26 protein-coding genes are annotated in these 25,581 nt (G+C 61.0%); 11 read left to right on the forward strand and 15 right to left on the reverse strand.

Going from position 1 to position 25,581, the window contains the following annotated elements:
• Positions 1 to 27 precede the first annotated feature (27 nt).
• Positions 28 to 786 carry a collagen-like protein gene (locus M2497_RS07715; RefSeq protein ID WP_248488177.1) on the forward strand — a complete coding sequence of 253 codons (759 nt, stop codon included), beginning with the start codon at positions 28 to 30 and terminating at the stop codon, positions 784 to 786.
• Between the two features lie 102 nt (positions 787 to 888).
• Here the strand turns inward: M2497_RS07715 and M2497_RS07720 are convergent, their stop codons facing one another.
• A complete protein-coding gene (locus M2497_RS07720) occupies positions 889 to 1,353 on the reverse strand; it encodes a CopD family protein (RefSeq protein WP_248486689.1) in 465 nt (154 codons plus the stop codon).
• A 99-nt stretch (positions 1,354 to 1,452) separates the two neighbouring features.
• Between M2497_RS07720 and dinG the strand changes: the two genes are divergently transcribed.
• The 5 genes from dinG (at position 1,453) to pdxH (ending at position 9,184) form a co-directional block, all read left to right on the forward strand.
• Positions 1,453 to 3,597 carry an ATP-dependent DNA helicase DinG gene (gene dinG / locus M2497_RS07725; RefSeq protein WP_028619241.1) on the forward strand — a complete coding sequence of 715 codons (2,145 nt, stop codon included), beginning with the start codon at positions 1,453 to 1,455 and terminating at the stop codon, positions 3,595 to 3,597.
• Between the two features lie 89 nt (positions 3,598 to 3,686).
• Positions 3,687 to 5,984, forward strand: a complete 2,298-nt coding sequence (locus M2497_RS07730) for a beta-galactosidase (protein ID WP_248486691.1) — start codon at positions 3,687 to 3,689, stop codon at positions 5,982 to 5,984.
• An 82-nt stretch (positions 5,985 to 6,066) separates the two neighbouring features.
• The gene (locus M2497_RS07735; protein ID WP_248488178.1) at positions 6,067 to 7,212 is read left to right on the forward strand and encodes a serine hydrolase domain-containing protein; all 1,146 of its coding nucleotides are present in this window, start codon (positions 6,067 to 6,069) and stop codon (positions 7,210 to 7,212) included.
• Positions 7,213 to 7,354: 142 nt separating this feature from the next.
• Complete coding sequence (locus tag M2497_RS07740) at positions 7,355 to 8,509, forward strand: OmpA family protein (protein WP_248486693.1); 1,155 nt, start codon at positions 7,355 to 7,357, stop codon at positions 8,507 to 8,509.
• Positions 8,510 to 8,536: 27 nt separating this feature from the next.
• Positions 8,537 to 9,184: a pyridoxamine 5'-phosphate oxidase gene (pdxH, locus tag M2497_RS07745; protein ID WP_248486695.1), complete on the forward strand. Its 648-nt coding sequence runs from the start codon at positions 8,537 to 8,539 to the stop codon at positions 9,182 to 9,184.
• A gap of 36 nt (positions 9,185 to 9,220) precedes the next feature.
• On the opposite strand, the gene M2497_RS07750 is transcribed toward pdxH, so the two are convergent.
• Entirely contained in the window at positions 9,221 to 9,481 is a 261-nt protein-coding gene (locus tag M2497_RS07750; RefSeq protein ID WP_248486697.1) for a hypothetical protein, read from the reverse strand.
• Between the two features lie 157 nt (positions 9,482 to 9,638).
• Here M2497_RS07750 and M2497_RS07755 point away from each other — a divergent pair, with 157 nt between their 5' ends.
• Positions 9,639 to 10,103, forward strand: coding sequence for a glycine zipper 2TM domain-containing protein (locus M2497_RS07755; RefSeq protein ID WP_003189251.1), 465 nt, complete (start codon positions 9,639 to 9,641; stop codon positions 10,101 to 10,103).
• Positions 10,104 to 10,175: 72 nt separating this feature from the next.
• Here M2497_RS07755 and nhaA read toward each other — a convergent pair whose 3' ends face one another.
• On the reverse strand, positions 10,176 to 11,363 hold the full coding sequence (gene nhaA / locus M2497_RS07760; RefSeq protein ID WP_248486699.1) for a Na+/H+ antiporter NhaA: 1,188 nt from the start codon (positions 11,361 to 11,363) through the stop codon (positions 10,176 to 10,178).
• A gap of 216 nt (positions 11,364 to 11,579) precedes the next feature.
• Here nhaA and M2497_RS07765 point away from each other — a divergent pair, with 216 nt between their 5' ends.
• Complete coding sequence (locus tag M2497_RS07765) at positions 11,580 to 12,674, forward strand: PLP-dependent cysteine synthase family protein (protein ID WP_248486700.1); 1,095 nt, start codon at positions 11,580 to 11,582, stop codon at positions 12,672 to 12,674.
• A 66-nt stretch (positions 12,675 to 12,740) separates the two neighbouring features.
• Here the strand turns inward: M2497_RS07765 and M2497_RS07770 are convergent, their stop codons facing one another.
• Both M2497_RS07770 and M2497_RS07775 read right to left on the reverse strand, forming a co-directional pair.
• On the reverse strand, positions 12,741 to 14,354 hold the full coding sequence (locus M2497_RS07770; protein WP_248486702.1) for an NAD(P)/FAD-dependent oxidoreductase: 1,614 nt from the start codon (positions 14,352 to 14,354) through the stop codon (positions 12,741 to 12,743).
• Between the two features lie 106 nt (positions 14,355 to 14,460).
• Positions 14,461 to 15,132: a hypothetical protein gene (locus tag M2497_RS07775; RefSeq protein WP_248486704.1), complete on the reverse strand. Its 672-nt coding sequence runs from the start codon at positions 15,130 to 15,132 to the stop codon at positions 14,461 to 14,463.
• A 163-nt stretch (positions 15,133 to 15,295) separates the two neighbouring features.
• Between M2497_RS07775 and M2497_RS07780 the strand changes: the two genes are divergently transcribed.
• Positions 15,296 to 15,658, forward strand: coding sequence for a hypothetical protein (locus M2497_RS07780; protein WP_248486706.1), 363 nt, complete (start codon positions 15,296 to 15,298; stop codon positions 15,656 to 15,658).
• 10 nt (positions 15,659 to 15,668) lie between these two features.
• Here M2497_RS07780 and M2497_RS07785 read toward each other — a convergent pair whose 3' ends face one another.
• On the reverse strand, positions 15,669 to 16,268 hold the full coding sequence (locus M2497_RS07785) for a short chain dehydrogenase (protein WP_248486707.1): 600 nt from the start codon (positions 16,266 to 16,268) through the stop codon (positions 15,669 to 15,671).
• A 103-nt stretch (positions 16,269 to 16,371) separates the two neighbouring features.
• Here M2497_RS07785 and M2497_RS07790 point away from each other — a divergent pair, with 103 nt between their 5' ends.
• On the forward strand, positions 16,372 to 17,280 hold the full coding sequence (locus tag M2497_RS07790; protein WP_058425236.1) for a LysR family transcriptional regulator: 909 nt from the start codon (positions 16,372 to 16,374) through the stop codon (positions 17,278 to 17,280).
• Here M2497_RS07790 and M2497_RS07795 read toward each other — a convergent pair.
• The 9 genes from M2497_RS07795 to M2497_RS07835 all read right to left on the reverse strand — a co-directional run bounded on the left by M2497_RS07795 (position 17,277) and on the right by M2497_RS07835 (position 24,891).
• Positions 17,277 to 17,762: a DoxX family protein gene (locus M2497_RS07795; RefSeq protein WP_248486708.1), complete on the reverse strand. Its 486-nt coding sequence runs from the start codon at positions 17,760 to 17,762 to the stop codon at positions 17,277 to 17,279. The two genes, M2497_RS07790 and M2497_RS07795, sit on opposite strands and share 4 nt — an antisense overlap.
• Positions 17,759 to 18,535 carry a DNA-binding domain-containing protein gene (locus tag M2497_RS07800; protein ID WP_248486709.1) on the reverse strand — a complete coding sequence of 259 codons (777 nt, stop codon included), beginning with the start codon at positions 18,533 to 18,535 and terminating at the stop codon, positions 17,759 to 17,761. The genes M2497_RS07795 and M2497_RS07800 overlap by 4 nt, the downstream gene beginning before the upstream one ends.
• Positions 18,532 to 19,410, reverse strand: coding sequence for a DUF692 domain-containing protein (locus M2497_RS07805; protein WP_248486710.1), 879 nt, complete (start codon positions 19,408 to 19,410; stop codon positions 18,532 to 18,534). Before M2497_RS07805 ends, M2497_RS07800 begins: the two co-directional genes overlap by 4 nt.
• Before the next feature lie 23 nt (positions 19,411 to 19,433).
• Positions 19,434 to 19,730, reverse strand: a complete 297-nt coding sequence (locus M2497_RS07810) for a DUF2282 domain-containing protein (protein WP_248486711.1) — start codon at positions 19,728 to 19,730, stop codon at positions 19,434 to 19,436.
• A 163-nt stretch (positions 19,731 to 19,893) separates the two neighbouring features.
• The gene (locus M2497_RS07815; RefSeq protein ID WP_017844798.1) at positions 19,894 to 20,595 is read right to left on the reverse strand and encodes an ABC transporter ATP-binding protein; all 702 of its coding nucleotides are present in this window, start codon (positions 20,593 to 20,595) and stop codon (positions 19,894 to 19,896) included.
• Position 20,596: 1 nt separating this feature from the next.
• The gene (gene livG, locus M2497_RS07820; protein WP_058425231.1) at positions 20,597 to 21,364 is read right to left on the reverse strand and encodes a high-affinity branched-chain amino acid ABC transporter ATP-binding protein LivG; all 768 of its coding nucleotides are present in this window, start codon (positions 21,362 to 21,364) and stop codon (positions 20,597 to 20,599) included.
• Complete coding sequence (locus M2497_RS07825) at positions 21,361 to 22,614, reverse strand: high-affinity branched-chain amino acid ABC transporter permease LivM (protein ID WP_071496882.1); 1,254 nt, start codon at positions 22,612 to 22,614, stop codon at positions 21,361 to 21,363. The genes livG and M2497_RS07825 overlap by 4 nt, the downstream gene beginning before the upstream one ends.
• On the reverse strand, positions 22,611 to 23,534 hold the full coding sequence (gene livH, locus M2497_RS07830; RefSeq protein ID WP_058425229.1) for a high-affinity branched-chain amino acid ABC transporter permease LivH: 924 nt from the start codon (positions 23,532 to 23,534) through the stop codon (positions 22,611 to 22,613). Before livH ends, M2497_RS07825 begins: the two co-directional genes overlap by 4 nt.
• Positions 23,535 to 23,763: 229 nt before the next feature.
• On the reverse strand, positions 23,764 to 24,891 hold the full coding sequence (locus tag M2497_RS07835) for a branched-chain amino acid ABC transporter substrate-binding protein (RefSeq protein ID WP_248486713.1): 1,128 nt from the start codon (positions 24,889 to 24,891) through the stop codon (positions 23,764 to 23,766).
• Positions 24,892 to 25,232: 341 nt separating this feature from the next.
• On the opposite strand from M2497_RS07835, the gene M2497_RS07840 reads away from it, so the two are divergent.
• Positions 25,233 to 25,535: a DUF2288 domain-containing protein gene (locus M2497_RS07840; protein WP_017530446.1), complete on the forward strand. Its 303-nt coding sequence runs from the start codon at positions 25,233 to 25,235 to the stop codon at positions 25,533 to 25,535.
• Positions 25,536 to 25,581: the final 46 nt, after the last annotated feature.

A 25,581-nucleotide genomic window follows, 5' to 3' on the forward strand; every position in this document is an offset into this window, starting at 1 on the left:
TTTGAAAAAATTCAGGGGAGCTCCATGATGCGTAAGGTTTTTCTGTTGGCCCTGTTGGTCAGCCCCGTTGCCCTGGCCCAGAGCGTCAGTGTTGAACCCAACTCGTTGATGCGCCTGCCCAACAGCACCAGCGTGTTGCAATTGGAGCGCCTGGAGGTGGCGGACTACGGCACCTTGCTGATCCCCGCCAACATCAGCCAGGTCAGCGTGGATGAGTTGCGCCTGGGCCGCGACGCCCGTATCGCCATTGTTCCCGGCAACACCGCGCTGCAATTGCAGGTGCATCATGCGCAGTTGGATCACGGCAGCCAGATCACCTCCCGCGGCGCTCCCGGCACCCACGAAAAACCAGCCAAGGCCGGGCGTGACCTGACCCTGCGCATCAATTCCCTGGCGGCAGAAGAACTCTCGGTGGATGCCCGTGGCGGCGCCGGTGCCCAAGGTTATGCCGGGCTGGACGGTGCCAATGGCGTGGATCCGGGTTGCACCTGGGGCTCGGCCGGTCGTGGCGCCAATGGTGATAACGGCGGCGATGGCTTGCCGGGGGCGTCGGGCGCGCAGGTACGGGTCGAGTTGCCGCAGGATTTCCCGGCTGACCATATCAAGGTTTGGGTCGACGGCGGTCCCGGTGGGTTGGCCGGTACGGCGGGCAAGCCTGGCAAGGGCGGCCAGTCCAAAGGCTGCCTGGTGTATCGCGCCGATGGCGGCGAGAAAGGCCGTCCAGGCTTGGAAGGGCAGCCGGGGCCGGCAGGGCCTGCGGGGACTGTGACCATCCAGCGGCTTTGAATTGCTTGCTCTGACGCCATCGGGGGCAAGCCCCCTCCCACAATTGGAATGCATTCCAACTGTGGGAGGGGGCTTGCCCCCGATGGCGATATATCTATCGCCTCAGAACATCGGCCGAGCCGAAGCAATCGCCACCACCACCAACCCTACAATCAAGTTGATCCCCACCAACCGGCGAATCTGCCCCAGCGCTGCTGCGCCCGCCGGCCAATCCTCAGCCGCCACTGCCTTGCGCAGTTCCGGCAACTTCAGCGCCTGGATGCGGATAAACAACGCCGTCATCACCAGATACAGGCCCATCATCACCTGCACATAACGCGGTGCCGTCTCAAACCCGTTGAAGCGCAAGTGCAGCAGACCAATGCCGCTGATCGGCAAAACCGCCACGGCGATCCACACCCACACGAAAAAACGTTGAAACACATTTACCCACAGCTTGAGCCGGGCAGGGCCTTCAAGTGCCGCCACAGCGGCGGGGCGCAGGATCATCCAGGCGAAAAACATACCGCCGACCCATATCAGGGCGGCCAATACATGCAGGGTGTAAGCGAGGCTAAACGCGGTCATTGTGGTACTCCGTTCTGCGCGGGATTCATTAGCGGGGTATGATAGCCGCCGATCCGAACCACTGAAAATTTATCCAGCGTTTTTTGCGCCCGACTATCCATGATCAGCACTGAACTCAAAACCACGATCCAGGGTGCCTATTCGCGTTTTCTCGAAGCCAAGAGCTTGAAACCGCGCTACGGCCAACGCCTGATGATCGCCGAAGTGGCCAAGGTCCTCGGGGATATCGACACCGACGACGAAGGTCGCCGCGAGGGTGAGCCCGCGGTCGTGGCCGTCGAGGCCGGTACCGGTACCGGCAAGACCGTGGCCTACAGCCTGGCCGCGATCCCGACCGCCAAGGCCGCCGGCAAGCGCCTGGTGATTGCCACCGCCACTGTCGCCCTGCAGGAGCAGATCGTCTACAAAGACCTGCCCGACCTGATGCGCAACAGCGGCCTGAACTTCACCTTCGCCCTGGCCAAGGGGCGTGGCCGCTACATGTGCCTGTCCAAGCTCGATGTGCTGTTGCAGGAAGGTCACGCGCAAACTGCCACTGCCCAGCTGTTCGAAGAAGAAGGCTTCAAGATCGAAGTCGATGAGGCCAGCCAGAAGCTGTTTACCAGCATGATTGAGAAACTGGCCGGCAATAAATGGGACGGTGACCGCGACAGCTGGCCCACCGCCCTCGAAGATTCCGACTGGGCACGCCTGACCACCGACCACAGCCAATGCACCAACCGTCATTGCCCCAACTTCGGCCAGTGCGCCTTCTACAAGGCCCGCGAAGGCATGGGCAAGGTCGATGTGATCGTCACCAACCACGACATGGTGCTGGCCGACCTGGCCCTGGGCGGCGGTGCGGTGTTGCCGGACCCGCGCGACACCCTTTATGTGTTTGACGAAGGCCACCATCTGCCCGACAAGGCCATCGGCCATTTCGCCCATTACACGCGCCTGCGCTCCACCGCCGACTGGCTCGAAACCACCGCGAAGAACCTCACCAAATTGCTGGCCCAGCACCCGCTGCCGGGCGACCTGGGCAAGCTGATCGAACAGGTGCCGGAGCTGGCGCGGGAGATCAAGACCCAGCAGCAATTCATGTTCAGTGCCTGCGAGCAGGTCGCCGACTTCAAGCCCGGTGAGGATGTGGAGGGGCGTGAGCGTCCCCGCCATCGTTTTGTCGGCGGCCTGATCCCCGAGCATATGCGCGAAATGGGCATCGAGCTGAAGAAGGGCTTTTCACGCCTGACTGACCTGTTCACCCGTCTCACGGATTTGCTCAAGGAAGGCATGGACGGCGAGGTCAACATCGGCATCGCCAGCAACCAGGCCGAGGAGTGGTACCCGCTGTTCGGCAGCCTGCTGTCCCGTTCCCAGGGCAACTGGGAGCTGTGGACCGCCTTCACCGTCGAAGACCCGGAAGACAACCCGCCCATGGCGCGCTGGCTGACCCTGTCGGAAAGCGGTGCGCTGTTCGATATCGAGGTCAACGCCAGCCCGATCCTGGCCGCCGAAATGCTGCGCCGCAACCTGTGGAACGTGGCCTATGGCTGCCTGGTGACCTCCGCCACGCTGACCGCCCTGGGCACCTTCGACCGCTTCCGCATGCGCGCCGGCCTGCCGAAAAAGGCTGTCACCGCCGTGGTGCCAAGCCCGTTCCATCACGCCGATGCGGGCGTGCTGCGGGTGCCGGACCTCAAGGCCGACCCACGGGACGCAGCGGCGCACACCGCCGCCATCATCCGTGACCTGCCGGAGTTGGTCGAAGGTTCGCGCGGAACGCTGGTGCTGTTCTCGTCACGCAAACAGATGCAGGACGTGTTCGATGGCCTCGACCGTGACTGGCGCAAGCAAGTGTTCATTCAGGGCAACCTGTCCAAGCAGGAGACCCTGAACAAACACAAGGCGCGTGTAGACGGCGGCGACTCCAGCGTGCTGTTCGGCCTGGCCAGCTTCGCCGAAGGCGTGGACTTGCCGGGTGCCTACTGCGAACACGTGGTGATCGCCAAGATCCCGTTCTCGGTGCCGGACGATCCGGTCGAGGCGGCCCTGGCCGAGTGGATCGAGGCGCGGGGCGGTAACCCGTTCATGGAGATCTCGGTGCCGGATGCTTCCTTGAAGTTGGTCCAGGCTTGCGGTCGCTTGCTGCGTACCGAAGAGGACCGGGGCACCATCACCTTGCTCGACCGCCGTTTGGTCACCCAGCGTTATGGCAAGGCCATCCTGAATGCCTTGCCGCCGTTCAGGCGCGAAATTTCTTAAGCCACTGTGGGCGTTTTCGCCCACTTCGTGGTCTATCTCACTGTATTTCATCAGGCCATTCATCGGCCGTCTGGGAGAACCTTGTTCGTATGATTCGCACGCTGCCCGCCGTTTTTGCCCTGCTGTTTGCCGCGCCCTTGATGGCCGCGCCCGCTGGGCAACAGACTTTGTTCAACTTCGTCCGGCCTGCCGATGTGGTCAAGGTGGCGACCCTGGACGCCAGCCTGCCGCAATACAACGCCGAACAAACCCCTGAGGGCGAAGTGCTGCGCCGCATCACATTCAACCCGGCCGCCGAACCGAGCCTGGTGCTGAGCCCGCAGACCGGCACCTGGGACTGGTCCCAGTCGGGTGCCATGAGCCTGCGTATCCAGAGTGCGATGGACTGGGCATTGACCCTCTACGTCAAGGTGCAGAGCGCGGATGGCAAGACCCTGGTCAGCCGCATCGACCTGCCGGCCGGCCCGGCCCAGACCTTGCTGGTTCCTCTGCAGGCCAACTCGCCGCTGAGCCAGGGCATGAAGGCCGGCCCACCGATGCCGATCACTGTGGACGGCCAGCGTGTGCTGCTGGCCAGCAGTGCAGGCGAAATCGACCGCAGCCAGGTGGTGTCGGTGACGGTGTCGATGCTCAAGCCCAATGCCGCCCAAAGCATCCTGCTGGAGCGCTTTGGCGTGCAGGACAGCGAGCCGGTGCTGAAGGCGGCCTACAGCGAGCTGGTGGACGCCTATGGTCAATCCACCCGTGCGCGGTGGCCGGAAAAGGTCAGCAGTGACGAACAACTCAAGGCCGCCGCCGCCAAGGAGCAACAGCAGCTCCAGGGCTGGCTGGCCACGCGGGATAAATCCGCTTTGGATCAATACGGCGGCTGGAACAAAGGCCCGGCATTCGATGCCAGCGGGTTTTTCCGTACCGAGAAGCGCGATGGGCGCTGGTACCTGGTGACGCCGGAAGGGCATCCGTTCTACTCCCTGGGCGTCAATACCGTGGCCCCGGACAACAGCCAGACCTATGTGGCCGGCCGTGAGTGGATGTTCGCCGCGCTGCCCAAGGGCGGCGAACCGTTCGATAAGTACTACGGCAGCGGCGACAACCGCAGCGGTAACGGCGCGGGGGAAGGCCGTGGCTTTGGTGCCGGGCGTTGGTATGACTTTTACGGCGCCAACTTGCAGCGCACCTATGGCGGTGATGGCTTCGACCAGAAACGCTGGGTCACTCACACCCTCGATCGCTTGCAGGCCTGGGGTTTCAACACCGTCGGCAATTGGAGCGACGAGAGTCTGGCCACCGCTGACCGGGTTCCCTACACTTTGCCGCTGTCGATCGTCGGCGATTACGCCAGCATCAGCACCGGCACTGACTGGTGGGGCGGCATGCCCGACCCGTTCGACCCGCGCTTCGCCATGGCCACCGAGCGCGCCGTGGCGATTGCCGCCCGTGACCACCGCGATGACCCGTGGTTGATCGGCTTTTTTGCCGACAACGAGCTGGCCTGGGCCGGCCCCGGCGATGATCCGAAATCCCGCTACGCCTTGGCGTACGGCACGCTGCGCATGACCACCGACGTGCCGGCCAAGCGCGCGTTCCTCAAGCAACTGCGCGACAAGTACCGCAACGAAGAAGGTTTGTCGAAAGCCTGGGGCATCGAGTTGAAGGGCTGGGAGCTGATGGAGGACCCGGGCTTCGAACCGCCGATGCCGAATCCCGAGCACCCGGAAATCGAGGCGGACTTCAAATACTTCCAGAAGACCTTCGCCGATGCCTACTTCAAGACCATTTCCGACTCGTTGAAATGGCATGCGCCCCATCAACTGCTGCTGGGCGGCCGTTATGCGGTCAGCACGCCGGAAGCCGTGGCCTCCTGTGCGCAATATTGCGATGTGTTGAGTTTCAATATGTATACCCTCAAACCCCAGGACGGTTACGACTTCGCCGCGTTGCGGGCGTTGGACAAGCCGGTGCTGATCACCGAATTCAACTTCGGCTCGGCCGACCGTGGGCCGTTCTGGGGCGGCGTGACGCAGTTGGCCAGGGAAGAAGATCGCGGCGCGGCGTATGCCAACTTCCTCAAGCAGGCCATGGCCGAGCCGTCGATTGTCGGCGTGCACTGGTTCCAGTACCTGGACCAGCCGGTGACCGGGCGTCTGCTGGACGGTGAGAATGGCCACTTTGGCCTGGTCGGGATTACCGACGTACCGTTCCAGGGTTTTGTCGACAGCGTGCGCAAAAGCAACCTGGCAGCCGTCGACCAACTGGGCAAGGAGGCGCAAAAGGCCAAAGCGGCAGGCGCCGTGCGTGAAAGCGAAGGTGGCAGGGCCGGGCATGAAGGCAAAGGCCCGGGGCAGGGCGCCGGGCATGCAGGCGGGCACTCCGGGAATGGTCATTGATTGAGCGCTGACGGGTTCACAAAACCCACCAGGGCTGGAACAATGTCGGCCACTTTTTTCGATGTTTTCCGAGGGCGCTCAGGTGCAGATCCAGGGTCATTACGAACTCCAGTTCGAAGCGGTACGGGAAGCGTTCGCCGCGTTGTTCGATGACCCGCAGGAGCGTGGTGCCGGGCTCTGCATCCAGATCGGCGGCGAAACGGTCGTCGACCTGTGGGCCGGCACCGCCGACAAGGACGGCGCCGAGGCCTGGCACAGCGACACCATCGTCAACCTGTTCTCCTGTACCAAGACCTTCACCGCCGTCACAGCCCTGCAATTGGTGGCCGAAGGCAAATTGCAACTGGATGCGCCGGTCGCCAATGACTGGCCGGAATTCGCCGCCGCTGGGAAAGAAGCCATCACCCTGCGCCAGTTGCTGTGCCACCAGGCCGGGTTGCCGGCGATCCGCGAGATGCTACCCACCGAAGCCCTGTACGACTGGCAATTGATGGTCGATACCCTGGCGGCAGAAGCCCCTTGGTGGACGCCGGGCCAGGGCCATGGCTACGAGGCGATCACCTACGGCTGGCTGGTCGGTGAATTGCTGCGGCGTGCCGATGGTCGCGGGCCGGGAGAGTCCATCGTGGCGCGGGTCGCACGGCCATTGGGCTTGGACTTCCATGTGGGCCTGGCGGACGAAGAGTTTTATCGCGTGGCCCATATAGCGCGCAGCAAAGGCAATATGGGCGATGAAGCCGCGCAACGTTTACTGCAAGTAATGATGCGCGAACCGACGGCCATGACCACCCGTGCATTTGCCAATCCACCGTCTATTCTGACCAGCACTAATAAACCCGAATGGCGCCGTATGCAGCAGCCGGCGGCAAATGGTCACGGCAATGCGCGCAGCCTGGCGGGTTTTTATAGTGGATTGTTGGACGGTAGTTTGCTGGAGGCCGACATGCTCGAACAATTGACCCGCGAGCACAGCATCGGCCCGGATAAAACATTATTGACACAAACCCGTTTCGGCCTCGGCTGCATGTTGGATCAGCCGCAGTTGGCCAATGCCACCTTCGGCCTTGGCCCACGTGCGTTCGGGCATCCGGGCGCTGGCGGTTCGGTGGGGTTTGCCGATCCTGAACATGATGTAGCGTTCGGTTTCGTGACTAATACACTCGGACCTTATGTACTTATGGACCCGCGGGCACAGAAGTTGGTCAGAATATTGGCCGGTTGTCTGTAAACCCCTTGCTGTTTCACGTTTTTTTGTTACAAAGGCAACTATAAGAAGACGCTGTAGGAATAGTCGTAACTTTATTCATCTACAAGCGTCTGTTTAACGGATCATTTAGATCCCTGGTTTTTTCTCATTTTGTGGATATCTCATGTTATCGAACAAGTCCTTGGCTCTTGCGCTATGCCTCACTATTACCGGTTGCGCACAAACTCCACAAAATGATGCCGAGGGCGGGCATTGGTGGTCATTTGGATCCGATAAGGCCACGACCAAGGACGCAGTGACCCAAGCCGATGCCAAGCCGGAGGCTAAACCGGACGCCAAGCCGGCTGCCGGCGCCAAGCCTGCCGCACCGGTAGCCGCTGCGGCTGCTGCGCCAACCCCGGCTCCAGCCGCCAAGGCTGACACCGGTTCCAGCTGGTGGCCATTCTCTTCCAAGACCGCCGACGAAAAGGCTGCCGATGCCAAGGCCGACCTGAAAGCCGACCTCAAGGCCGCAGAACCTGCACCAGCGGTTGCCAAGACCGACACCGAAACCCATTGGTGGTGGCCGTTCGAAAGCAAACCCAAACCATTGGCCAAGGTCGACGTGACCAACGTGCCGATGCCCGACCCGAAAATCACCCAAGCCTGGCTGGACGACTATGAGCCGCGTCTGCGCGCGGCCATCAAGGACAGCAACCTGCAACTCGAGCGTCGCGATAACGTCCTTGTGGTGATTGCCCCGGTTGATGGTTCCTACAACCCGAAACGCCCGGCCATGCTGCTGCCGGTCACCCTCGGTCCGTTCACCCGGGTTGCCAAGGCGGTTGAAGCCGATCCGAAGACTGCCGTGCTGGTACTGGGCCACGTCGATGCCACCGGCACCGCCCCGGCCAGCCAGGCGCTGACCAAGGAGCGTGCACAGTCCATCGCCTCGATCTTCAGCCTCAGCGGCTTGAAGCAAGACCGTCTGATGCTGCGCGGCATGGGCGACCTGATGCCACGTGCGGCCAACGACAGCAGCCAGGGCCGCGCCCTGAACCGTCGCATGGAAATCATGTTCACCCAGCGCACCACCATGCTGGCGCTGCTGAGCAAGTATCAGTCGGGTAAAACCCCGCCTGTCGCCGAAATGGTTGCGGTGCAGGACGTTCCAGCCCCGGCTCCAGCCGCCAAGGCCCCGGCCAAGAAAGCTTCGACCGCCAAGAAAGCGGCTGCCAAGCCAGCGGCCAAGAAAGCCCCGGCCAAGCCAGCGGCGAAAAAAGCGGCACCCGCCAAAGCCAAGGCCGCTGCACCGGCAAACGACCAGGCGAAAAACTGATCCGCTGAACCAGAAGGATAAAGCTGCATGACCCAGGCACTGGCCGATATGCGCCGTGACTACACACGGGATGGCTTGAGCGAGGCCCAGGCCCCGAGCGAGCCGTTTGCCTTGTTCCACCAGTGGTTTGCCGACGCGGTGAAAACCGAGCAGCCACCGGTGGAGGCCAATGCCATGACCTTGGCCACGGCCGACCAGGACGGTCGCCCGCACTGCCGCATCCTGTTGCTCAAGGGCCTGGATGCGCAGGGCTTTACCTTCTTCACCAATTATCAGAGCGCCAAGGGCCAACAGCTTGCGGCGCGGCCGTTTGCAGCCATGACGTTTTTCTGGCCGACCCTGGAGCGCCAAGTGCGCATTGAGGGTCGGGTGGTGAAGGTCACGCCTGAAGAGTCGGATGCTTATTACCAGGTTCGTCCCTTGGGCAGCCGCCTGGGGGCATGGGCGTCTCCGCAAAGCCAGGTCATCCGTGACCGGGAAGAGCTGCAGGACCTGCTCAAGGCTACCGAGCAGCGTTTCAGCGATACCCAGCCTGACTGCCCGGAGCACTGGGGTGGCTATCGCCTGTTACCCGAACGCATCGAGTTCTGGCAGGGCCGTGCCAGCCGCTTGCATGACCGCCTGAACTATCGCCTGCAAGGGGCCGACTGGACCCGCGAACGCCTGGCACCCTGAGCTGCACCTTTCGTCACTCCGCTTGAATGATGCCTGTCACCCCGACGTCTCTATTGAAGAGGCGTCGGGCGTGTACTGCTGCGCCGCGGTCTTCAGCCAGTGAGGCAAGTCGGACCGTTTGATTTTCAAGCTGCGAGCCTTTTCCAGCTGTTGCAGCATGAAGGTGCACTTGTGCAGGTCATTACCTGCCAGCGACAGGGCCAGGTCACGGTCTATCCAACGTCTGATGCGCAGGTACAACCAGCCATGGAAATACAGTCCCGCAAGGGTTGTGACTACAATGATGAAGTAATCCATGAAGATCCCGGTTGAGAGAACAGCGCTACCGTTCGTCTGTTTTTCTGGTGTGGGCAGTCTGTACTAAGGCTGAATGAAAGCAATTTTCTGCGGTGCTTGCCGTGACAGGCGTCAAGCTGCAGCGTTTAATGACCACCTGTCCTTTGGAGTTGATGCTATGCGTAAGTCTGTTTTACTGGTTGCCTGCTTTACCACCCTGTCTTTGCTGCTGGGTGGCTGCGCCTCGAGTCTGACCGGCGACTCGTACTCCCGTGACGAGGCGCGTCGTGTCCAGACCGTGCGCATGGGTACCATCGAATCCCTGCGTCCGGTGAAAATCGAAGGCACCAAGACCCCAATCGGCGGCGCTGCAGGTGCAGTCATCGGCGGTGTTGGCGGCAGTGCCATCGGCGGTGGCCGTGGCAGCATCGTGACCGCCGTGATCGGCGCCGTCGCCGGCGGCCTGCTGGGCTCTGCCACCGAAGAAGGCCTGACCCGCACCCAGGGTGTGGAAATCACTGTCCGCGAAGACGACGGCAGCATGCGTGCCTACGTGCAGGCTGTGCAGGAAAATGAAATCTTCCGCATCGGCGACCGCGTACGCATCATGACCGTTGACGGTACCAGCCGCGTTACTCGCTAAACGTCGGGTGTAGAAATACAAAACCCCAACCGGGTGACTGGTTGGGGTTTTTGGTTTTCGAGGCTGTCAAATTCAAACCTGAGGTGCGGCCTTTTTACGACTCGCCATTGCCGTCACCGCATACCCAATACACGCCGCCAATATCGACCCGGTCAAAATCCCCATCCGGTCTTCCCCGGCAAACTCACTGGCCCCCGGTACGAATGCCAGCGAGCCAACGAACAGGCTCATGGTAAAGCCGATACCGCACAGGATCGCCACGCCAAACACCTGGCCCCAGTTCGCCCCGCTGGGCAGGGCGGCCAGGCCAGTCTTGATGGCCAGCCAGGTAAGGCCGAACACACCGATGGTCTTGCCGATCAGCAGGCCCGCGGCGATACCCATGGGCACGTGGTGGGTGAAGCTTTCCAGGCTCACGCCGGTCAGGGACACGCCAGCGTTGGCAAAAGCGAACAACGGCAGGATGCCGTAAGCCACCCACGGGTGCAGGGCATGCTCCAGCGTGAGCAGCGGCGAGGGCTCGGCGTTTTTGGTGCGCATCGGGATGCAGAACGCCAATGTCACACCGGCCAGCGTCGCGTGTACGCCGCTCTTGAGCACGCATACCCACAGGATCAGCCCGACGATCAGGTACGGCCCGAGCTTGATCACGCCCAGGCGGTTCATCGCGATCAACGCAATCAGGCAGGCGCCCGCACCCGCCAGGGCGGCACCGGACAAATCGGCGGAATAGAACACGGCAATCACGATGATTGCACCGAGGTCGTCAATGATCGCCAGGGTCATCAGGAACAGCTTCAGCGACACCGGCACGCGCTTGCCCAGCAGGGCCAGCACGCCGAGGGCGAAGGCAATGTCGGTGGCCATGGGAATCGCCCAGCCGGAAAGCGCCGCAGGGTAGTCCTTGTTGATCGCCCAGTAGATCAGCGCCGGCACCACCATGCCGCCGATGGCGGCTGCGCCGGGCAGTACCACTTGCGAGGGCTTGGACAGGTGGCCGTCGAGCAGCTCGCGCTTGACCTCCAGGCCGATCAGCAGGAAGAACAGGGCCATCAGGCCATCGTTGATCCACAGCAGGGCGGGCTTGGCAATTTTCAGCGCGCCGATCTGCGCCACCACCGGTACATCGAGAAACGCGCTGTACAGGTGCGACAAAGGTGAATTGTTGATGATCAGCGCCAAGGCCGCAGCCGCGATCAACAACAGACCGCTGGCGGCTTCCAGCTGGAAGAAACGGGTGAAAGTGCTACGCAGAGGCAAGGGATGCTCTCCAATCCAGGTTCAATAGGTGGGTACCCTAACCCGTACCGTTAGTTGTTAAAACAAAAGTTATATTCTTATTTGTTATAAGAGGCTGGCTGGGGTGATGTTGCGGCTAAGCCTAGCAATTGTGTGTCCGATTGCGTCGGTACTGTATCTGTGTGGTCTGTAGGAAACCCCCTAAAATCAGGGCTGACACCTTCAGAGAAACTCTCCATGAGCGACCACCGTCCCTGGGCCCGCGAAGCCATTCGTATCATTGAAGCAGACTTCCAGCGCAGCGCCGACACGCACCTGATTCCCTTGCCGCTACCAGGCTTGCCAGGCATCGAGTTGTACTTCAAGGACGAGTCCAGCCATCCCACCGGCAGCCTGAAGCATCGGCTGGCCCGCTCGTTGTTCCTGTACGCATTGTGTAATGGCTGGCTCAAACCTGGCGCGCCGGTGATCGAAGCGTCCAGCGGCTCGACGGCGATTTCCGAGGCCTACTTTGCCCGACTGCTGGGTTTGCCGTTTATTGCGGTAATGCCGGCTACCACGTCCCAGGAAAAAATCGCACAGATTGCCTTCTACGGCGGCAAGAGCCACCTGGTACAGGATCCGACGCAGATCTACGCCGAATCAGAACGCCTGGCGCGAGAAAGCGGTGGTCATTTCATGGACCAGTTCACCTACGCCGAACGCGCCACTGACTGGCGGGCGAACAACAACATCGCCGAGTCGATCTTCCAGCAGATGCGTTTCGAGCAGCATCCGGAGCCGAGTTGGCTGATCTCCAGCCCTGGCACCGGCGGCACCACCGCCACCCTCGGTCGTTATGTGCGCTATCGCCAGCATTGCACCCGCGTGTTGTGTGCCGATGCCGAGCGTTCGGTGTTCTTTGATTTCTACCAGAGTGGTGATGCCAGCTTGCGTCTGGACTGTGGTTCGCGGATTGAAGGCATTGGCCGACCACGGGTCGAGGCGTCGTTTTTGCCCAAGGTCATCGATGCGATGGTCAAGGTGCCGGACGCGCTGTCGTTGGCGGCCATGCATTACCTGGCTGAACGGCTGGGACGACGGGTTGGTGGTTCCAGCGGGACTAACCTGATTGGCGCCCTGGTGGCGGCGCAGCAGATGAAGGCGGCAGGAGAGTCGGGATCGATCGTGGCGATTTTGTGTGATGGAGATGAGCGGTATGCCACAACCTATTACGACCAGGCCTGGCTGGCGGGGCAGGGCTATGCGTTGGACGGTTTGATTGCGGCTGTTGCAGCCAGTGTCGAACAGGGCGAGCCGTTGCCGGACAGCATCCTGCGCGCAAACATTTAACCTTGTAGGAGCCCGGCTTGCCGGCGATGGCGATCTTGAAGACGCCATCGCCGGCAAGGCAATGTGTCAGGCTTCCAGGCCCAACATATCCCGAGCCAACGCCTCGGCAATCCGAATCCCATCCACGCCCGCCGACAGAATCCCACCGGCATAACCAGCACCTTCACCGGCGGGGAACAGTCCTTTCACGTTCAAACTCTGCATCGATTCGTTCCGGGTGATCCGCAACGGTGATGAGGTGCGCGTCTCGATGCCCGTCAACACCGCGTCGTGCAACGAGTAGCCCTTGATCTGCTTCTCGAACGCTGGCAACGCTTCACGGATCGCTTCGATGGCGAAGTCCGGCAAGGCCAGGGCCAAATCGCCAAGAGACACGCCTGGTTTGTAGGAAGGCTCCACGCTACCCATCACGGTGGAAGGCTTGCCGGCGATGAAATCGCCCACCAACTGTGCCGGGGCTTCGTAGTTGCTGCCGCCGAGGATATAGGCGTGGGACTCCAGGCGTTCCTGCAACTCGATACCCGCCAACGGGCCGCCTGGGTAATCCACCTCTGGGGTGATGCCGACCACGATGCCGGAGTTGGCGTTGCGCTCGTTGCGCGAGTATTGGCTCATGCCGTTGGTGACCACGCGGTTCGGCTCGGAAGTCGCCGCCACCACGGTGCCGCCTGGGCACATGCAGAAGCTGTAGACCGAGCGGCCGTTCTTGGCATGGTGCACCAGCTTGTAGTCGGCGGCACCGAGTTTCGGGTGGCCGGCGTATTTGCCCAGGCGCGCGGCGTCGATCAGTGATTGCGGGTGTTCGATACGGAACCCTACCGAGAACGGTTTGGCTTCCATGTACACGCCACGGGAGTGGAGCATGCGGAACGTATCGCGGGCACTGTGCCCCAGGGCCAGGATCACGTGTTTGGAGAGGATCTGCTCGCCGCCATCGATGACGACACCGTTCAACTGGCCGTCTTCGATCAGCACATCGGTCACTCGTTGCTCGAAGCGCACCTCACCGCCCAGGGCGATGATCTGCTCGCGCATGTTTTCCACCACGCCGGTCAGGCGGAACGTACCGATATGCGGTTTGCTGACGTAGAGGATTTCTTCCGGCGCACCGGCCTTGACGAACTCGTGCAGCACTTTGCGGCCGTGGAATTTCGGGTCCTTGATCTGGCTGTACAGCTTGCCGTCGGAAAAGGTCCCGGCGCCGCCTTCACCGAACTGCACGTTGGACTCGGGGTTGAGCACGCTTTTGCGCCACAGGCCCCAGGTGTCCTTGGTGCGCTGGCGCACTTCCTTGCCACGCTCGAGGATGATCGGCTTGAAGCCCATCTGGGCCAGCAACAGCCCGGCGAAGATCCCGCACGGGCCAAAGCCGACGACGATCGGGCGTTCGGTCAGGCCTTGCGGTGCATGGCCTACGACCTTGTAGCTGACATCCGGCGCCGGGTTGACGTTGCGGTCATCGGCAAACTTGAGCAGCAGGGCGGCTTCGCCCTCTACGTTCAAGTCGATGGTGTAGATGAAGCACAGCTCCGACGACTTCTTGCGCGCATCGTAGCTGCGTTTGAACAGGGTGAAATCGAGCAGGTCATCACTGGCGATGCCCAGGCGCTGCACGATGGCAGGCCGCAGGTCTTCTTCGGGATGGTCGATGGGCAGCTTGAGTTCGGTGATTCGTAACATGACGGGATCCGGTAGGCGGCGGGCAGAGAGGCCGGCTGTTTTGCAAACCGGCGATTATAAGCTCCAATGACCGTTTCCCGTCATGTTAAAACAGCATGGCGTCGCGTCAGTCGTCGCGCGAGCCGCCGAACGATGCGCAACCGCGCTGTACCTGGCCATTGACGCGCAACTCGGCGGTCATGTGCTGCAAACTGCCACTGACCGGGTCGACACAACGCTGCGGCGCTACCCACAATTCCACGTGCTGATTGTTGGCCTCGGTCATCAGGTTGAAGCGGCCGTCACCGATTTGCTCTTCCACATAAGGCACGGCCAGTGGCGGCTGGCCTTCGCGATCCAGCACCAGGCCCTTGGCGGTGACGTTCATCACCCAGGTCGGCTTGTGGCCGTTGGCGCGCAGGATCATGCGCTTGAAGTCCGGGTCGCCGCAGGCCGAGGTGGAGCGTTCGACGCGGTAGAGTTGTTGCAGGTCGACGCTGCCCTCGGTGCCGCTGGCAACCCCGGAGAACTTGCCGCGCAGGTCGGCAAACAATGCGCCTTGCTGGCCGGCCAGGGAGGCCGCTTCCTGCAGGATGCTGGTGCCACCGGTGTCATTGACCACATAGTTGCGTTTGTCGTTGCACGGCTGGAACAGCAGTTTGCCGCCGACCGCAGTGAGTTCACCCTGCATGCGGGTCAGCCCGGCGAGCGACGGCTTGGCAGGATCACTCTCGAACATCTGGCAGGCAGCGAACAGCGGAAGCAGGGCAAACAGGAATAGGGTATTGGCGGCACGCATTATCGGGTCTCCAGACAAGTGCCGCCACGTTACGCAGGCCGGCGCTGCATCACAAGCCCATGACATAGTTTGACGCAGGTCTGCCTGCGGTCGGATCAGGAATATTCGTACAGGCGGGTCGAGGCATGTATGAGAGCGTCATTTTTTCGATAGGAGAAAGGCGATGGGCTTTCGACGGTGTCTCTGTGGTTTTTTGCTGGTAGCGAGTTCTGCGCTGGCTGGCGAGCCGGCGCGGGTGGAGTTTTCGTCCGCCACCGATTTTGCGGCAATCACCGTTGACCTCAAGCAAGACCTGGCGAGCAACCCGGGCGTTGTCTGGGTCGATGTAGAGTTGAGTCCGCAGGCGAGGGCGCGTCTGAAGGCGATCTCGTTGTTGACGATCAACCAACGATTGAGCATTTACGTCGACGGCCTTGCGATGAGTGCAACACCATCTGTCGTCAGAAGTGTTCTGGATGGGTTTTACGTCCGAATGGGCGTCCCTCAAGACTTGTTCATCAAGTGGGTGCCTTGGGGGCGCCATTAGCGGCCGGGAATCAACCCACGATAAACGTCTGACCGGTCTGTAATCCCTCCACACTTTTGGCGTAGGCCAATGCCACGTCGGCTCCAGCAGCCGGTTTGTAGCCACGGAAATACGGCGCGTAGCTGCCCATGGCCTCCACCAGAACCGTCGGGCTGACGGCGTTGACGCGCAGGCCCCGTGGCAGCTCGATGGCAGCGGCTTTGACGAACGCATCCAATGCACCATTGACCAGTGCGGCCGAGGCGCCGGTGCGGATCGGGTCGCGGTTGAGGATGCCGCTGGTGAAGGTGAACGAAGCACCATCGTTGGCGTACTCACGGCCGATCAGCAGCAGATTGACCTGGCCCATCAGCTTGTCACGCAAGCCCAACTCGAAATCGCTCTCGCTCATTTCGCCCAATGCCACGAAGTTTACGCTGCCCGCCGCACAGACCAGGGCATCGAACTTGCCGGTCTGCTCGAACAGCTTGCGGATCGACGCGCTGTCGCTGATATCCACCTGGAAGTCACCGCTGCTGCGGCCGATGCTGATCACCTCGTGACGCTGAGCCAGTTCCGCCTTGACCGCCGAGCCGACGGTGCCGCTGGCGCCAATCAATAGGATTTTCATGGTGCTGTTCCTCTAGGGGTAAGTGAAGGTTCAGTCTAGAGTGGCTTTTTGCTTGGATAAACGCACTAATAGGCAACCTTTGGTTTTCTTTTGGAAACAATCCATGAGCGAGATGGATGACTTGGCGGCCTTCGCCGTGTTGATCGAAGCCGGCAGTTTTACCGTCGCCGCCGAGCAACTGGGCTGTAGCAAAGGGCAATTGTCCAAGCGTATCAGCCAGCTGGAAGCGCGGTTCTCTGTGGTGTTGCTGCACCGCACCACGCGCAAGCTCAGCCTGACCGCAGCCGGTGCGGCCTTGTTGCCCCAGGCCCAGGCCCTGGTGGTACAGGTGGATCGCGCCCGTCAGGCATTGGCCCGGCTCAAGGACGACCTTGCCGGGCCGGTGCGTATGACGGTGCCGGTGTCCTTGGGGGAAACCTTTTTTGATGGGCTGCTGCTGGAGTTTTCCAAGCAATACCCGCAGGTGCAGATCGAGCTGGAGCTTAATAACAACTATCGAGACCTGGCGCGAGATGGGTTCGACCTGGGGGTGCGCTCCGGCTCCATTGAGAACGAGCGCCTGGTGGTCAAGCCGTTGCTGGCCTGGCGTGAGATGACCTGCGCCAGCCCGGCTTATCTTGAGCAACACGGCGAACCGGCGACGCCAGCCGACCTGGCCAGTCATGCTTGCCTGCTCAACAGCCACTACAGCGGCCGTGAAGAGTGGTTGTACCACCAACAGCACGAGTTACTGCGGGTACGAGTCAGCGGCACGTTTGCCTCCAACCACTACAACCTGCTCAAAAAAGCCGCGCTGGTGGGGGCGGGTATTGCACGGTTGCCGTCCTACGTGCTGCCGGCGGAATTGGCAGATGGCCGACTGCGTTGGCTCCTGCGCGATTATCAGACGCGCAGCATGCCGATGTACCTGGTGCATCCGTATCAGGGCGGCTTGCCGCGTCGCACCCAGGTGTTGGCCGACTACCTGGTGGATTGGTTCAAGCGCAGCGGCGAAGCCCTGGACCGCCTTTAACGGTAGCGGCGAGCGATCAGGTGATCGATCGACAAGCGACCCGGGCCCTTGGCGACCAGCAACAGCAATAACGCGAGCCAGGTGCCATGGGTTGGGTAGGCGTCCGGGTAGACAAACAATTGAATGGTCAGGGTCATGCCGACCAGGGCCAGGGCCGAGAAGCGCGTGGCGAACCCGACAAGGATCAGCACCGGGAAAAAGTGCTCGGCAAACGCAGCCAAGTGCGCTGCGACTTCCGGCGATAGCAACGGCACATGGTATTCGCTGCGAAACAGCGGTAGCGTCGAGGCGGCCAGGCGCGGTTCACCGAATTGGAAGGTGCCGTTGACCAGGTCTATGGCAAAGCCTTCGACTTTGGTTTGTCCGGATTTCCAGAACACCGCGGCAATCGAAAAGCGTGCGAGAAAGGCGATCAGGCTGTAGGGAATTTGCTCGAAAAGCGCGATGACCTGATTGATCAGGCCCGAAGGGCGAGTGTTCATGGCGATACCTTTTGTTCTGGATGCAAATGAGTAATGGCGTTGTGGCTGATCAGCAGCGCCAGGCATTGGTGCAGGTCAAACTCGGCGCCGGCCTCAAGCGCGTGCTCCACGGCGTTTTCCAAGGTCGCGCCCCGGGCCAGGTTGTTGATGAACGCGACAGCATCAGGGGTGACTGCGAATACCTTGACCTCCAGACCCTGGCGCAACACCAGGGCACTCTGTGGCTGCCAGGGATCCAGGTTTTCCAGGCTCCCCTCGGTCTGGTGTGCCGCCCACAGCGCTACTACTGCATAGGCTGAGTCCAGCGTGGCCAGGGAGGGGTGCCATTGCAGGCGCAGCCCACCCAGGTCCGTTTGACTTTGCAGTGCCTGTAATACGGTCTGTTGATCCAGGGGTTGGCTGTCTGCCGCGTGGTAGGCCTGTACCCGCAAGCGCTCCAGCCGGGCCATGTCGGCGAGATAAGGCACGCTGGCTGCCGGTTCGAACCCCTCGATGAAGCAGGCGAACGCGCTACCGTACCCGCTCATCAATGGGCTGGTGGGCGGGTGCGCCTGTGCATAAAGGCCGGCCATCGCGCGGAAAAACGCATCGCCCACCAACTGCAACGTCACGGGATAAGCCGCAGCCAACGCGTTGACCAATGAGCTGTGCACATTGTTGCGGTACACCGCGAAGCGGCTGGCTGGCTCGGCGCCATTGCTGCTGAACAGGCCGTCGGGGCAAGGCAGGTCCGGTGCCAACAAGGCCGCGGTGAAGGCGTCTTGCCGGCTCATGGGGTCACCTGTGAAAGATACCTGTCAGCTTGCCGGGCCTCGGCTTGCAGCACGCTGAACGCGGGCAGGTGGTTATCCCGCTCGATCAGCGTTGCCACTGGACCGATGCGCGCCAGTACCGACTCGTAGAGTTGCCACACGGCGTTATCGACAGGGGCGCCGTGGTCATCGATCAGCAAGCGGTCGCCAAGGCTGTCGGTGTCTTCGGCAAACCCCGCCAGATGAATCTCTGCCACCGCGTGCAACGGCAAGGCATCGATGTAGGACTGCGGATCACGTTGATGATTGATGCACGACACGTAGACGTTATTCACGTCCAGCAGCAAGCCACAGCCGGTACGGCGGATGATTTCGCTGATGAAGTCGGTTTCGTCCAGGGTGGAGCACTGGAATTGCAGGTAGGTCGACGGGTTTTCCAGCAGCATCGGCCGCCTGAGTGTGCTTTGCACCTGGTCGACGTGTTCGCATACCCGTTGCAGGGTGGCGTGGTCGTAGGCCAGGGGCAGTAGGTCGTTAAGGAACACCGGGCCGTGGCTGGACCAGGCCAGGTGTTCGGAAAAGGAGTGAGGTTGGTAGCGCTCGATCAGTGCCGCCAACCGTGCCAGGTGGTCACGGTCCGGCGGGGCTTCGCCACCGATGGACAAGCCCACACCGTGCAAGGACAGCGGGTACTGCGCGCGGATCAACCCCAGGTAATGATGAAAAGGGCCGCCGGCCACCATGTAGTTTTCGGCGTGCACTTCAAAAAAACCGATATCGGGTGAGGTCTCAAGCACTTCAACGAAGTGCTCATGCTTGAGCCCCAGTCCGGCCCGACCGGGAAGGCCGGGCGCCTGAGCCTGGGAGACGGCTTGCAGGGATGAAAGAGTCATCATCAGTACTCAGGTTTTGCGAGGGATCAGGATTTAGCGGTGAAGGCCGCTTCCTGGCCGAAACCGGTCGGCGAGGTGGAGCTTGGGGTTTTGAGGCAGGTGCCGGCAGGGACCAGTTTCCAGGCGTTGGCCTGGTCTTTGACTTTCGAGGTCCCGGCGCAGGAAGTGCCGGCGCCCGCGGCGCAATCGTTCTTGCCCGCTTCAGCGACGCCGAAGCATTTCTGCATGTCGTCGGCAGCGTGGGCGGTGGTGGTCAGAGTGGACAGGCTCAGGGCAGAACCGAGGGCCAGGACGAGGGTAGCGGCAGACAGTTTGGTAGTCATGGTGTATCTCCAGCAGTGGGTTGAGTTGGCGGGCTTGAGTGCCTGCTTGTACCACTAGAGACGGCAGGGTGGAATCCGTTACAAGTCGATCAAAAATAATTTCAGGCGACGCGAAACAAATATGGGAGGGGCAAGCCCCTCCCACATTTCAGAGCCGGTTCGCCTAGCCGCCGAGGTACGCCTCACGCACCTTCGGATCGGTCAGCAACTGCTCGCCCGTGCCCTGCATCACCACCCGGCCGTTTTCCAGCACATAGGCGCGGTCAGCAATCTTCAAGGCCTGGTTGGCGTTCTGCTCCACCAGGAACACTGTCACACCGTCCTTGCGCAGTTGTTCGATGATGTCGAAGATCTGCTGGATGATGATCGGCGCCAGGCCCAGGGAAGGTTCGTCCAGCAGCAACAGCTTGGGCTTGCTCATCAGCGCCCGGCCGATGGCGAGCATTTGCTGCTCGCCGCCGGACATAGTGCCGCCGCGCTGGCTGAAGCGTTCCTTGAGCCGAGGGAACAGGTGCAACACCTTGTCCATCTGCTCCTGGTAGTCGCCCTTGTCGGTGAAGAAGCCGCCCATGGCGAGGTTTTCTTCGACCGTCAGGCGCGAGAACACGCGGCGGCCTTCCGGCACTACCGCAATGCTTTTACGCATGATGTGGGACGACTGCTGCCCCACCAGCTCTTCACCCATGTAGCGGATGCTGCCGCTATGGGCCTGGGGCGACCCGCACAAGGTCATCAGCAGGGTCGATTTGCCGGCACCGTTGGCACCGATCAGCGTAACGATCTCACCTTGGCGCACTTCCACGTTGACGCTGTGCAGGGCCTGGATCTTGCCGTAGAAAGTGGAAACGTTTTCGAATTGCAGCATTTTACGCTTCCCCCAAATAGGCTTTGATCACTTCAGGATTGTCGCGGATCTGCTCCGGTGTCCCGTCGGCCAGCGGCGTGCCCTGGTTGATCACTACGATGTGGTCGGAAATGCTCATGACCAGCTTCATGTCGTGTTCGATCAACAGCACCGTGGCGTTGTTTTCTTCACGCAACACGCTGATCAGCGCCTTGAGGTCTTCGGTTTCCTTGGGGTTCAGGCCGGCGGCCGGTTCGTCGAGCATCAGGATCCGCGGGCGGGTCATCATGCAGCGGGCGATTTCCAGGCGACGTTGCTGACCGTAGGCCAGGGTGCCAGCAGGGCGGTTGGCAAACTCGGTGAGGTTGACCTTGTCCAGCCAGTACTCGGCGTATTCCATGGCCTCGCGCTCGCTCTTGCGGAACGAAGGGGTCTTGAACAGTCCCGCAAAGAAGTTGGTGTTCAGGTGACGGTGCTGGGCGATCAACAGGTTCTCGACCGCCGTCATGTCCTTGAACAAGCGCACGTTCTGGAAGGTCCGCACCACGCCCTTGCGGGCGATCTCGTGACCGGCCAGGCCCTGGATCGGCTGGCCGTCCAGCAGGATGCTGCCACCGCTCGGCTTGTAGAAGCCGGTGAGGCAGTTGAACACCGTAGTCTTGCCGGCCCCGTTGGGGCCGATCAGCGCGACTACTTGTTTCTCTTTCACGGTCAGGGCCACGCCGTTGACCGCCAGCAACCCGCCGAAGCGCATGCTCAAGTTTTCGACTTTCAGGATCTCGCGGCTCATTTGCGCAGCTCCATGTGTGGGCGTTGCATCGGGAGCAAACCTTGAGGACGCCAGATCATCATCAGCACCATCATGGCGCCGAACATCAACATGCGGTATTCGCTGAACTCACGCATCATTTCCGGCAGCAGGATCATCACGATCGCCGCCAGGATCACGCCCAGTTGCGAGCCCATGCCCCCCAGTACCACGATGGCGAGGATGATCGCCGACTCGATAAAGGTGAACGACTCCGGGGTCACCAGGCCTTGGCGCGCGGCGAAGAAGCTGCCGGCGAAACCGGCGAACGCAGCGCCCAGGGTAAAGGCGGAGAGCTTGATGATGGTCGGGTTCAGGCCCAGTGCGCGGCAGGCGATCTCATCTTCGCGCAGCGCTTCCCACGCACGGCCGATGGGCATGCGCAGCAGGCGGTTGATCACGAACAGCGCGGCCAATGCCAGCAGCAGCGCCACCAGGTACAGGAACACCACTTTGCTCACCGGGTTGTAGTCGATCCCGAAGTACTCGTGGAACGTCTGCATGCCTTCAGCGGCGGAACGGTCGAACGACAGCCCGAAGAACGTCGGCTTGGGGATGCTGCTGATGCCGTTGGGGCCACCGGTGATATCGGTGAGGTTACGCAGGAACAGGCGGATGATTTCACCGAAGCCCAGGGTCACGATCGCCAGGTAGTCGCCGCGCAGGCGCAGCACCGGAAAGCCCAGCAGGAAGCCGAACGTCGCCGCCGCCATGCCAGCCAGTGGCAGGCAGACCCAGAAGCTCCAGCCCAGGTAATGCGAGAGCAGCGCATAGGTGTAGGCACCCACGGCATAGAAGCCCACGTAACCCAGGTCGAGCAGGCCGGCCAGGCCCACCACGATGTTCAGGCCCAGACCCAGCAACACGTAGATCAGGATCAGGGTGGCGATGTCGACCGCACCGCGCGAGCCGAAGAACGGCCAGATCAACGCGGCGATGATCAGGGCAATGATGATGTAGCGCTGGGTGCGCGGCAGGGTCAGGAATTGGCTGACCTTGGGCGATACCAACGGACCACGGTTGCTCTTGAGCAAGGCATTGAACTGATCGCTGAACAACACGCGCAGGAACATCAGCACCGAACACAGGGCGATGACGGTCAGGGTCACGGGACCTGTGCCATGCACTTCAAGGTTGATGCCGACAATGCTCAGCTTGAGGCCGAGTACCGGGAAGGCCACGGCCCATACCAGCAAGGCGCTGAAAAACGCCGATTTAAGATATCTGCTCATACTTTCTCAACCTCCGGACGGCCCAGGATGCCGGTCGGACGGAACAACAGCACCAGAACCAACAGGCCGAACGCCACGACGTCCTTGTATTGGTCACCGAAGATATCGGCGCCAAAGGCTTCAGCCACCCCCAGCACCAGGCCACCGAGCATCGCGCCCGGGATACTGCCGATGCCGCCCAATACCGCCGCGGTGAAAGCCTTGAGGCCTACCAGGAAACCGGCGTTGGGGTTGATCACGCCGTACTGCATGCTCAGCAGCACCGCCGCGACGGCGGCCAGCGCAGCACCGATCACGAAGGTCAGGGCGATGATGTTGTTGGTGTTGATGCCCAACAGGTTGGCCATCTTGATGTCTTCGGCGCAGGCCCGACAGGCGCGCCCCAGACGGGAGCGGGAGATGAACAGGGTCAGGCCCAGCATCGCCACCAGGGTGACGACGAAGACCAGGACCTGCATGTAAGAAATCAGCACTTCTTGTGCGCCACCTGGGCCGAAGGAGAAGCTCCCCGGAATCAGGTTGGGAATGGACTTGTCCTTGGAGTCCTGGGACAGCAGTACAGTGTTCTGCAGGAAAATCGACATGCCGATGGCGGAAATCAGCGGGATCAAACGGTTGCTGCCACGCAAGGGACGGTAGGCAACCCGCTCGATACTGTAGCCATAGGCACTGGTCACGACGATCGATGCAAGGAACGCAGCGGTCATCAACAGCGGCAGGGAGTGGATACCCAGCATGGCCAGCCCGGCAAGGGCGATGAAGGCCACGTAGGAGCCAATCATGTACACCTCGCCATGGGCGAAGTTAATCATTCCAATGATGCCGTAAACCATTGTGTAGCCAATGGCTATCAAGGCATAGGTGCTGCCAACGGTCATGCCGTTAACCAGCGTTTGGAAAAAATGATAGATCTCAGGCATTACAGCGCTCCTAAAAACCCGATACGCATTTCACTGGTGGAGTCATGTTCCGGCCCTGCACTGTGTTCTGTGAGCACATTTGCACAAAGCGTTTGCCAGCGAACCGCTGGTGACGGTTTTAAGATTTTCAGGTGAGCCAGCGCCCGGATCGCGGGTGTCAGGCCCATAAACCTCGTAAAACAAAGCCCACTGCTTTCACAGTGGGCTTGCTGGACCAGTAATGCCTGGCTTACTGAGGGGAAACTTCGGTTTTTGGTTTACCGAAGTGCCATTCGTAGACCACGAACTTGAAGTCCTTCAGGTCGCCCTTGGCGTCGAAGCTCAGGTCGCCGGTTGGGGTCTTGAAGGTGCCTGCGTGGATGGCAGCAGCCACTTTGGCGGTGTCTTCGGACTTCGCGGCAGCGATACCGCCGGCGATGACTTCAACAGCCGAGTAGGACGGGAACACGAACGGACCGGTTGGGTCCTGCTTGTTCTTGGTGAACTCTTCAACGATCGCCTTGTTGGCTGGATCGGTGTCGAACGATTTCGGCAGGGTAACCAGCAGGCCTTCGGAAGCGTCCTGGGCGATTTGCGAGATGGAGTCGTTGCCGACACCTTCTGGGCCCATGAACTTGGCGTTCACGCCTTTTTCCTTGGCTTGGCGCAGGATCAGGCCCAGCTCAGGGTGGTAGCCGCCGTAGTAGACGAAGTCGACGTTGGCTTGCTTGAGCTTCTGGATGAGCGAACCGAAGTCTTTGTCGCCAGCGTTGATGCCTTCGAAGAGGGCAACTTTCACGCCTTTCTTCTCGAGAGTCTGTTTGACGGCGGTGGCGATGCCTTCACCGTACTGCTGTTTGTCGTGAATGACTGCAACGACTTTTGGCTTCACGTGATCGGCGATGTAGTTACCGGCCGCAGGGCCTTGGGCGCTGTCCAGGCCGATGGTGCGGAAGACCAGTTTGTAACCACGGGAAGTGATTTCCGGGCTGGTGGCAGCCGGGGTGATCATGATCACGCCTTCGTCTTCATAGATGTCGGAGGCTGGCTGAGTGGAGCTGGAGCAGAGGTGGCCGACCACGAACTTGACGCCGTCGTTGACCACTTTGTTGGCCACGGCAACGGCTTGTTTAGGATCGCAAGCGTCGTCGTACTCCTTGGCTTCAAGCATTTTGCCGTCGACGCCGCCCTTGGCGTTGATGTCGGCGATGGCTTGCTTGGCACCCATGAATTGCATGTCGCCGTATTGCGTCACAGGACCGGTTTTAGGACCTGCGATACCGATCTTGATGGTGTCGGCTGCGAACGAATGGCCGGCAACCCCAGCCAGGACCATAGCGGCAAACAGTTTGGAAATCTGCTTAGTAGCCTTATTCATAGTGCTCCACTCTTACTGTTGTATTTTTTATAGTTCTAGCGGCCTTGTGAGCTGCAGAACCGGATCAGATATCTCGGATATCCCCCCGGCAGTGCCCTGGCAACTGTACCGGTACAGTGTAGAGCGCCGGTTGATCGCTTGAAAAGCTGGCTGCTGGGGGCAAAACCCGGGTATGTCGCTTAAATGAAAGAAAAAGACAGAATTGCGGCGGGGTGATGCCAGAGTTTCGGGCAATCCTTGGCTTTCCTGACACTTTCAATCGATGACGCATTTGCAACTGGGTTTTTCTGCCTGACGCTCGACGTTATGATTGCGCCGATTTTTTATTCAGGTGAACTCCCATGACGCAAGAACCTAGCACCCTCTATGCCAAGCTGCTCGGTGAAACTGCCGAAATTTCCTGGAAGGAGCTTGAGCCGTTCTTTGCCAAGGGTGCCCTATTGTGGGTCGATGCGGGTCTGGATTTGATCGAAGCAGCCGAAGGCATGGCCGAGGATAACCGCGACAAAGTCGCCGCTTGGCTGGCTGCGGGGAGCCTTGGCGAAGTGTCTGCGACGCGGGCATTGGACCTGGTTGAGCGTGATCCAAGTTTGTGGGCGGTGGTGGTTTCGCCTTGGATACTGATCCAGGAAAGGGCGGCGTAAAGAATGAGTGCACTAAAAAGGTGCGCAATTCAGGCTGTCAGAAGTG

The organism is Pseudomonas sp. CYM-20-01 (genome assembly GCF_023169845.1).
GTDB classification, from domain to species: Bacteria; Pseudomonadota; Gammaproteobacteria; order Pseudomonadales; family Pseudomonadaceae; genus Aquipseudomonas; species Aquipseudomonas azotoformans.